At 47.7% G+C, this 9,691-nt stretch carries 2 protein-coding genes; both read right to left on the reverse strand.

Annotated features, from left to right (window positions below; genetic code table 11):
• Positions 1 to 202 precede the first annotated feature (202 nt).
• Positions 203 to 556 (reverse strand): hypothetical protein, encoded by a 354-nt coding sequence (locus tag AB4653_RS09180; RefSeq protein WP_012600731.1) that lies wholly within the window; start codon positions 554 to 556, stop codon positions 203 to 205.
• 201 nt (positions 557 to 757) lie between these two features.
• Positions 758 to 9,691 (reverse strand): tandem-95 repeat protein (locus tag AB4653_RS09185; RefSeq protein ID WP_372103926.1); only part of this gene is annotated, 8,934 nt, incomplete at its 5' end.

The raw sequence follows: 9,691 nt of genomic DNA on the forward strand, positions 1-9,691 counted from the left end.
TTGATGGTTGGGTCTAAGTCGCACCTGTATAGAATTAGGTGAAAATAACGGTCAGTAAAAACTGTAACGTTAAGTAAAGAAAGAACCTTAAGGGTGAGCCTCAAAGCTTGCCCTTTTTGTTTGCCTACTTTCTTAGCAAACTTGAGTCATCATAAGCGCTCAAAACAAGCAATCATAGTCAGCGAACCCAGGCTGCGTTTAATCACCTTAACGAAGTGGCTCTTTCGCTGCGTAGAATGAGGTAATTAACATAGGTGGTTTCAAGGCAATCTTGTTCCCACAAAGATAGGATACGCTTAGTGGCAAAGTAATAGTCTTTGTTCCTCAATAACATGCCAACCGTGCGGCTAAGTTTCTCAAATCGAACTTGGTCGCTTGCCGCAATGTAATCGTCATCACTTTGAATAATGGGAGCCAAACCATCGGCAAACCAATTATTTAGAATTTCTCGCATCTCCAATTCAGACTCAGGAACATCCACACTCGACAACTCACGATGTTGAGGTGGTGGTACGATGTATTTCGACGCTTGTGGCGAACTGACATATCGATACATGTCGTCCCTCCTTTTAATTAACTCTTCTAATAATTAAGGACATTTTTATCTGTTCTCAAGTTTATTTAGCGAGACAAAAACAAATAAAAAAGCCACGCAAAGGCGACGCTGCATGGCTTTAACGAGGGCAACATCACGCTGCCCTGCCTACTTGTCGGTTTAGACTAAATGTCGGTTCAGACTAAAACCAAGCCCTCTCGATTAAATCGAGCTTTGGTCGAAGTCGTTGCCTTGATCGGTTCCAGTTTGAGAATCTGAATCGAAGCTTCCAGAGTCGTCCGTGAAGTCAACACCTTGATCTTGACCACCAGAACTTGTCCAATCGCTACCGCCGGATTCCATACCCGCCATGTCTGGTTGCTGCTCTTGAGTAGAACCTTGCATGGTGTATTGATCATCGACTTCAACGTCCACAGAGCCGCTTGCACCGTCTATTGAGCTACCCAATTCGTCATAACCTTGGAATTGGATCTCGCTAGTACCTTCGTAACCCTCAGGAAGTTCAACCGATACAGACTGCTCTAAGTTGCCGCTGATTGTGAAACTACCATCACCGTTATCCAATGCGTTACTCACAGTAGATCCCTCAGGTAAGCCCGACATTTCAGCATAATCAACCGATTCGTTACCACTCACCTCATCTGGAATCGAGATAGAGATAGTATCGCCCGGAGCCGCCGTTACATCAGCCACGCTGTCTTCAATTTCAGCATCCTGAGCTTGGTCATCAGCTTGTAGTGCGACTTCCACTTGCTGCTCTTCCGTTGCTTGAGCGGCTTGTGCTTGTGGTTCATCACTCTGTGCTGAGTCATCGGCTACTTGGATACTTAAGCTATGGCTCGACACCTCACCACCATCGTTAACGTCGACATTCATCGCTAAGTTGCCGTCAAAGTCTTCGTTTGGCCAGTAAGTCCACTCACCTTCGCCAGATTCAGCAAAGAAGCCTGCATCGTTCGCGTCTGCAACATCAACAACTTGTGCAGAATCGCTCACGCCTAACTCATCCACCAGCTGTGACTCGGTGATAGTTAGTGAACCATCATCAGCTAAGTCATAACCTTCACTCGCCGCTGCTTCATCGCCACCTTGAATATCCACATTGAAGAAGCTTTCGATGCGATTTTCGCCATCAGTCGCTATAAACCCAACTTGAACATCGCCGGTGTAGTCTTCAGCAGGTGTGAATTGATAGTTACCTTGGTTATCGCTCTCAATTACGCCTTGACCTTCCATCAAGCTCACTGACTCAATGCTCAAGCTATCGCCTTCTGCATCGGTCAGGTTCGCTAACATGTCTTCATCAGTGAACGACAAGGTTGCATCCGCCGCGATTTCCGTCGTCGTGATGCTGTTAACTTCTGGTGCTGCATTCTCTTGCGAGTCGCCTTCTTTCACGACTACGCCAGTTTGCTCATCATGAAGCACGCCATCTTTATCAACTACGTAAGCAATGTCTGCTTCGCCAGTGAAGCCTGGTGCTGGTGTGAACGTCCAAGTGCCATCGCCATTATCGACAATCTCACCTTGGCTGCGGTCAGCAAGATGAACCAGTTTCACTTCATCGTCGCTGTCAGCATCCACATTCTCAGCTAATCCGATTAGGTCATCAGCGGTTAGGATGATGGAATCACCCGCCACGGTTTCGAAGTCACCAGAATCGATGCCATCTTCAAACGCTTCTGGCTCATCTCCGTAATCAACCGTTGTTGCGCTTACGGTTACGAAGAACTCACCATGGAAGTCTTCAGGCGGCGTCATTTGAATGTTTGAGATATCCCAGTCGAACAGGTCGATGTATTGACCCGGCTCAGTGATCATCACGGTATTCACACCATCGGTTACCTCGAATCCAACAGGGAAACCTGTCATCACTAGGTTACTTAGCGTTTCTGAATCATCGACTAGTCCAACGTTCAGTCCCAAGTGACCCGTTTCATCTTCACCGAACACTAATGGACCGTCATGGTCAGTTGAAATAACCGCGCCATCTGCGACAGGACGTACGTACACTGGAACATCGAGAACCGTTTCGAATTCACCATCACTCACGACAACTTGTAGGTCAGAGACGCCTGCAAAGTCGCCTGTTGGTGTGAATGTCCAAGTACCATCACCGTTGTCTGTTACTTCACCACCATCTTCACCGTCTGCGGTAATAATGCGTGAAACAACAAGGTCAGCGGTATCAATGTCACCGAACAGGTTCATCAAGTCGCCAGCATCGAAGGTGAACGCGCCATCTTCGTTTGTGGTCATCATTGCGTTACCGACGTTAAACGGTGCGTCGTTAACAGGAATGACATCCACATTCAGCGACCCATCAACCACTTCTTCACCATCAGTTGCCTGATAACCCAGTTCTACTAAGCCATTGAAGTCTTGCGTAGTCACTAAGTGATACATGCCGTCTGGTTGCTGAGTTAAGGTTGCATTGGCTGGAGCACGAACCGTGATGCTTTCGATGCTGATCTCATCACCATCAAGGTCTGTGACTTGATCCGCGATGTAAGCCGGGTCAATCACCATGACTACATCTTCTTCGCCTTGCATCTCAATCATTGGTGCTTCAGGTGCATCGTTCACTGGCGTGACATCGATGTTGCCGTCGACTGAGATTGTCTCTTGGCCATCGCTAACGTTAAACGTCATTGGCACATCGCCATTGAAGTTTTCGTTTGGTGTAAATGACCAAGTACCATCTTCGTTGTCTAGCAACTCACCTAAGCTAGGGTCGATTTGTAGACCCGAAGCTGACAGCTCATCTGCGGTGTTATCGATGTCGGTAGCTTGAGCTAACAACATGTCTTGTGTGATAAGGATGGTGCTGTCTTCGGCTGTGGTTAGTTTCACATCCTCAGATTCAGGTCCATCGTTCACAGCCAGAACTTCGATTCCTGCCGTTGTTGTTGCAGTTGCACCGTCATCGTCGGTTACAACCACATCTAGGCTGATATCACCATTAAAGTTCTCGTTTGGCGTGAAGGTCACAGACCCATTATCGTTTTGAACCAAGGTGCCGTCAGAGCCTGAGTAAGTCACGCTTTCAAGCGACACTTCACCATCAACGTCAGAGCTATTAGCAATCAACTGCTCAGGGCTAATAGTAATCGTGCCATCTTCGTTCATTTGGTAAGACGTAGAACCCGCTACCGGCGCATCGTTAACATCCGTTACCGTCACACCAATATTGGCATCGACTGTCTCAGTGCCATCAGACACTGTGAAGCCAAGGTTTACATCGCCATTGAAGTTCTCGTTTGGAGCAAAGCTGTAAGTGCCATCACCGTTGTCAGTGAACACACCCTCTGCGCCCGTGTAAGACACATCCGTGATAGATAGGTCATCACCATCAATATCCGCAGCGCCTGCTAATAGGTCAGCGTCAGTGAAGGTTAACGTACCATCTTCCTCAACGGTAAAGCTCTGGTCAGCAGCCGTTGGTAAGTCGTTCACTGGGTTAACGGTTAGGTCGACGCCAGCTTGGACTGTCTCGATACCGTCTGAAACATCGAAGCTTAGGTCTATGTCGCCGTTGAAGTCAGCATCCGGAGTGATAGTAAATGAACCATCATCGTTCGCTGTTACGGTCGCATTGTCACCTGCAGATAGGTTGCTTGCGGTCAGTGCATCACCATCAACATCGGATGCGTTAGCCAGCAACTGCTCTTGAGATAGCGTAATTGAACCATCTTCATCAACCGAGTAAGCCACGTTTCCGGCCACTGGTGCGTCATTAACAGCAATGACTTCAATACCAGCGGTAGTCTGAGCCGTCGCACCGTCGTCATCAATAACCGTCACATCAAGGTTGATGTCGCCGTTAAAGTTTTCGTTTGGTGCGAACGTTACCGAACCATCTTCATTTTGAACCAAGATACCGTCTGCACCTGAGTAACTCACGCTATCAAGCGACACTTCACCGTCCACATCGGAGCTATTAGCAATCAACTGCTCAGGGCTCAATGTGATAGTGCCATCTTCGTTCATTTGGTAAGACGTTGTGCCTGCCACTGGTGCATCGTTAACGTCTGTTACCGTTACGTCGATATTTGCATCAACCGTCTCTGTACCGTCAGATACTGAGAAGTCCAGACTTACTTCACCGTTGAAGTTTTCGTTTGGAGCAAAGGTGTAAGTGCCATCGCCATTGTCGGTAAACACACCCTCTGCGCCAGTGTAAGACACATCAGCAACTGAAAGCTCATCACCATCAATATCAGAAGCACCCGCTAGCAGTTGCTCGTCTGTAAAGGTAAGTGAACCATCTTCTTCAATGGTGTAAGCGACATCTTCTACAACCGCGATGTCATTTACTGGATTCACAGTAAGCTCGGCCGTTGCCACAACCGTTTCAGTACCATCAGAAAGGTCGAAGCTTAGATCAATGTCGCCATTAAAGTCGGCATCCGGTGTGATAGTAAATGAACCATCATCGTTTGCCGTAACGGTCGCGTTATCACCTACGGTTAGGTTCGCCGCGGTAAGATCATCGCCGTCCACATCCGATGCTTGAGCAAGTAGCTGCTCTTGGCTTAACGTGATTGAACCATCTTCATCCACTGAATAAGCCAAGTCACTTGACACTGGCGCGTCGTTAACCGCGATAACTTCAATACCCGCAGTGGTTTCAGCCGTTGCACCCTCTTCATCAGCAACGGTGACATCTAGGCTGACATTGCCGTTAAAGTTTTCATTTGGTGCGAAGCTGTAAGTACCATCACCATTGTCAGTAAAGATACCGTCTGCGCCTGAGTAGGAAACGTCGCTAACGGATACATCACCTTCAATGTCTGAGCTGTTCGCAAGAAGCTGTGCTTCAGAGACGGTAATCACGTTATCTTCGTCAACGCTGTAGGTCGTTGAACCTGCAACCGGCAAGTCATTAACAGCAATGACGTCGATACCTGCGGTTGTTTCAGCGGTTGCGCCATCTTCATCCATAACAGAGACATCAAGACTGATGTCACCGTTAAAGTTTTCGTTTGGCGAGAAGGTGTAAGTACCATCACCATTATCAGTGAACACACCATCTGTGCCGCTGTAGCTGACATCGCTAACAAACACTTCCCCTTCAACATCTGAGCTGTTCGCCAGAAGTTGCGCATCGCTTAGGGTAATGCTGCCATCTTCTTCAACAGTGTAAGCGGTAGTTCCGGCAACCGGTACGTCATTAATTGGCACAACTTGAACATCAATATTCGCCGATACAACATCCGTACCATCACTAACATCGTAAGTTAGGTCGACACTGCCATTGAAGTTCTCGTTTGGAGCAAAGGTGTAAGTACCATCGCCGTTATCCGTAAACACACCTTCGGTGCCTTCGTAGTTAACAGATTCAACAGAAAGGTCGTCGCCATCGATATCCGTTGCACCAGCGAGTAACTGCTCATCAGTGAAGGTTAATGAGCCATCTTCATTGATGGTGTAGTCATGGTCGTAAATAACCGAAAGGTCATTAACTGCTGTTACGGTAACGTCAAGTTCCGCAGGTGTAACCCCTCCGTTGCCATCGTCCACGTTGTAGCTAATGGAGAATTCACCGTTGAAGTTCTCTTCCGGAGTAATGGTGTAAGTGCCGTCACCATTATCAGTGATAAGAGCGTTCTCAATTGAAACATCTCCAACACTTGGTTCATTACCACCCGTCTCACCAGAATCATCACCTTCATCGCCGGTTAGCAATTCAGAGATATCAATGCTGTTTTCATTCGCGAGCGCTTCTTCTGCCGTTGGCAAGTCGAATGCATTTTGAGTGCCTACGTCTTGGCTTGGAACAATAACGCCGTTCACGATATCGAATACATGCCAGTGGTCACCCGATGGGTTTTCAGATAAGTCCGGACTAAAGGTTTCAACCAATGTATCGCCAACAAACACCTGAACCTGTACATCTTCAACACCATCCACATCCCAACTTCTGCTGGTGTAGTTGTGTACTGAATAGTGCATATCAGCATCTTGATAATTTGGAATAGTGATGGTTTCAGGACCACCACCATTCGTGTCATCTACATCTTGCTGAACGACATTACCTTCACCCAAATCATGGCTCATGTCGCGATAGTAAATATGGTCTAGCTCGTTGCCATTTTCTGTATCGTAGAGCCATAGATGGTTGTCCATATCACGTGGGCTTTCACCCCATGTGACCACGATACGCATATCGGTTTCTTCAAGTACTTCAGATATTGCAGTTACGCCACCGTTGGTATCTTCACCAGCTGGAACTAGGAAGCTGCTAGTAATAGAGCCTTCTTGTTCAATAGTAACGGTACCTTGGTCAACAACAGGACCGCTCACAGAGTAGTTACCGGATTGATCCGTCACCGCCGTGTAAGAATGACCTACGTTGTCGGTTAGCGTGACATCCGCACCTGCGATTGGATTGCCAGTTTCAGCATCCAACACAGTACCGGTAACGGTCGTTTCATCGCCTTGCTCTCCGATAATTGCGGTCATGTCATCGTCTTCAATGTCAGTCGCGAATTGTAGGAGCTCTTCTTGAGTAATGGTGTATGAACCGTCTTCTTCAATGGTTATCGCCACATCAGCAGAAACAATTGGCGCGTCGTTCACTGGGTCAACGGTCAAGCCTAAGTTAGCGGCAATTGGTGTGTCGCCATCGCTGATGCTGTAGGCAACATCGATGTAGCCATTGAAGTTTTCGCTTGGAGTGATTGAGAACGTGCCATCGCCGTTATCGACAATCGTTGCATCGTCACCCACTAAGGTTAAGTCGGAAGCGACAAGGTCATCGCCCTCAATATCAGCGGCATTCGCAAGTAACTGCTCCTGCGTGATAGTGATGACATTATCTTCATCAACGTTCGCATAAACATCGTCGTTAGTTGGCAGGTCATTAACAGGGTTTACCGTCAGATCGGCGTTCGCCACAATCGACTCAGTGCCGTCCGAAATATCAAAGCTTAGGTCGATATCGCCATTGAAGTTCGCATCTGGCGTTACCGTAAAGGTGCCATCGCCATTATCAACAACGGTTGCATTATCACCTGCGCTTAAGTTGCTTGCGGTTAGGTCATCGCCATCCACATCAGATGCTTGAGATAGCAACTGCTCTTGAGTCAGAGTAATGGAACCATCTTCATCAATGCTGTATGCCAAGTCACCCGATACTGGTGGATCGTTAATTGGAAGAACATCAATGCTTGCCGTCGTGGCCGTCGTTGCACCATCCTCATCGGTCACCACCACATCGAGGCTAACATCGCCGTCGAAGTTTGCGTTCGGTGCAAAGCTGAATGTTCCATCGCCATTGTCAGTAAAGATGCCGTCAGCGCCTGTGTAGTTCACGCTATCAATCGCTACTTCACCTTCAATATCAGAAGAGTTCGCCAACAGTTGCTCTGCACTGATGGTGATAATTTCATCTTCGTTCACTGAGTAGCTGGTAGAACCTGCGATTGGCGGATCGTTCACCTCAAGTACGGTAATTCCAGCTGTGGCCGCTTCTGTTGCTCCTTCTTCATCGGTAACAACAACCGCTAAGCTCACATCACCATTGAAGTTCTCGTTTGGTGAGAAGGTGTAAGTGCCGTCACCGTTGTCTTCGAACACACCGTCACTGCCAGTGTAAGCCACGCTATCAATCGCAACCTCACCTTCAATGTCTGAAGAGTTGGCTAATAGCTGTTCGTTACTGATCGTGATTGAGTTGTCTTCATGCACAGTGTAAGACGTACCACCCGCCACTGGTGGATCGTTCTCTGGCGTCACACTCACATCAATGTTGGCTTGAACCGTATCTGTGCCATCTGACACATCAAAGCTGAAGTTCACATCACCATTGAAGTTCTCGTTTGGCGCAAAGCTGTAGCTTCCGTCGCCATTATCAGTAAGAACACCATCAGCACCCGTGTATGTCACACCTTCTACCGTCAGGTCATCACCTTCAACATCCGTTGCACCTGTTAACAGGTCAGCGTCAGTGAAGTTAAGAACCCCATCTTCACCAATAGTGAATGCTTGGTCTTGTGGCTCTGGCGCGTCATTGACTGGTGTTACCGTCAAGTCTAGGCCAGCAGCGACCATCTCTTCCCCATCGGTGACATCGTAACTAAATTCGATATTACCGTTGAAGTTTTCACTCGGTGTAATGGTGAAACTGCCATCGTCGTTCATTTGAACGGTCGCATTTTCATCATTGGTGGTTAGGTTGATTGCGGATAGATCATCACCATTAATGTCGACAGCGTGCTCTAGCAACTGTTCTTGAGTTAGCGTGATGCTGTTATCTTCGGCTGTAACGGCACTGATATCACCATCAACTTCTGGAGCATCGTTCGCTGGAGAGATATGAATCGTCACATCTTGCGTTGCCGTTGCGGTGGTGCCCGTATCAACATCAGTCGATGTCGCATTCACGGTTAGAACCACATCACCATTGAAGTCACCTGAAGGGATAAACTCTAGCCCTTCTAGCTCACCTGGTTGCAATGACCATGTGCCATCACCATTATCGGTACCTGCAGAAAGCGAACTTCCCTCTGGTACATCTTCAATCAAGATAGCGAGATTTTCTGAACCATCGGTATCGGTTAGCGCCGCATCAATATCCAGTGGTACTGGCGTATCTTCGGTACCAATAATTTGGTAATCCGCATCAGACACTGTGATTTCAATGTTATCGATGCCAAACGACTCATCACTCACACCTTGGTTCAAAGTTGAACCGAAGCCAAGTTCAAGTTGGCCATCTTCAACTGGTACCGTTAGGTTTATTTGGTGCGCTTGGTCATTCCAACCACTGAAACCCTCACCTTGCGATACGCCGTGAACGACTTCACCCACTTCATTGCCAGCTGAATCGTACAACGTTGTCGTGCCATCTTGAGTTTGGAACGCCGAGTTGTCTAACGAAGTAAGCTCTTCGCCGCCGACAAAGATTTGGAATGACTCACCATCCCAAGAATCAATTTCATAGAAGCTAAACGAAATATTAACTTCGCTCACATCACTTGGAATGTCGTAAGTTTTGCTGACTGCTTCATCGCCACCAGTGCCACCAATACGACCTAGCATGTCTCCTGATTCGAAGCCTTGTGAGCTTTCAGTGCCTGTATTCCAGCCGTTCGAGCCAGACTCGAAGTTGTCTGAAGCAATCACCAAGTC

The sequence above is a fragment of the Vibrio sp. 10N.222.48.A3 genome (assembly GCF_041475345.1).
Lineage (GTDB): Bacteria > Pseudomonadota > Gammaproteobacteria > Enterobacterales > Vibrionaceae > Vibrio > Vibrio tasmaniensis_A.

What these genes read in the sequence shown, in the direction of transcription:
- AB4653_RS09180 (WP_012600731.1), bottom strand. Translation starts at nt 556, where the DNA reads ATGTATCGATATGTCAGTTCGCCACAAGCGTCGAAATACATCGTACCA.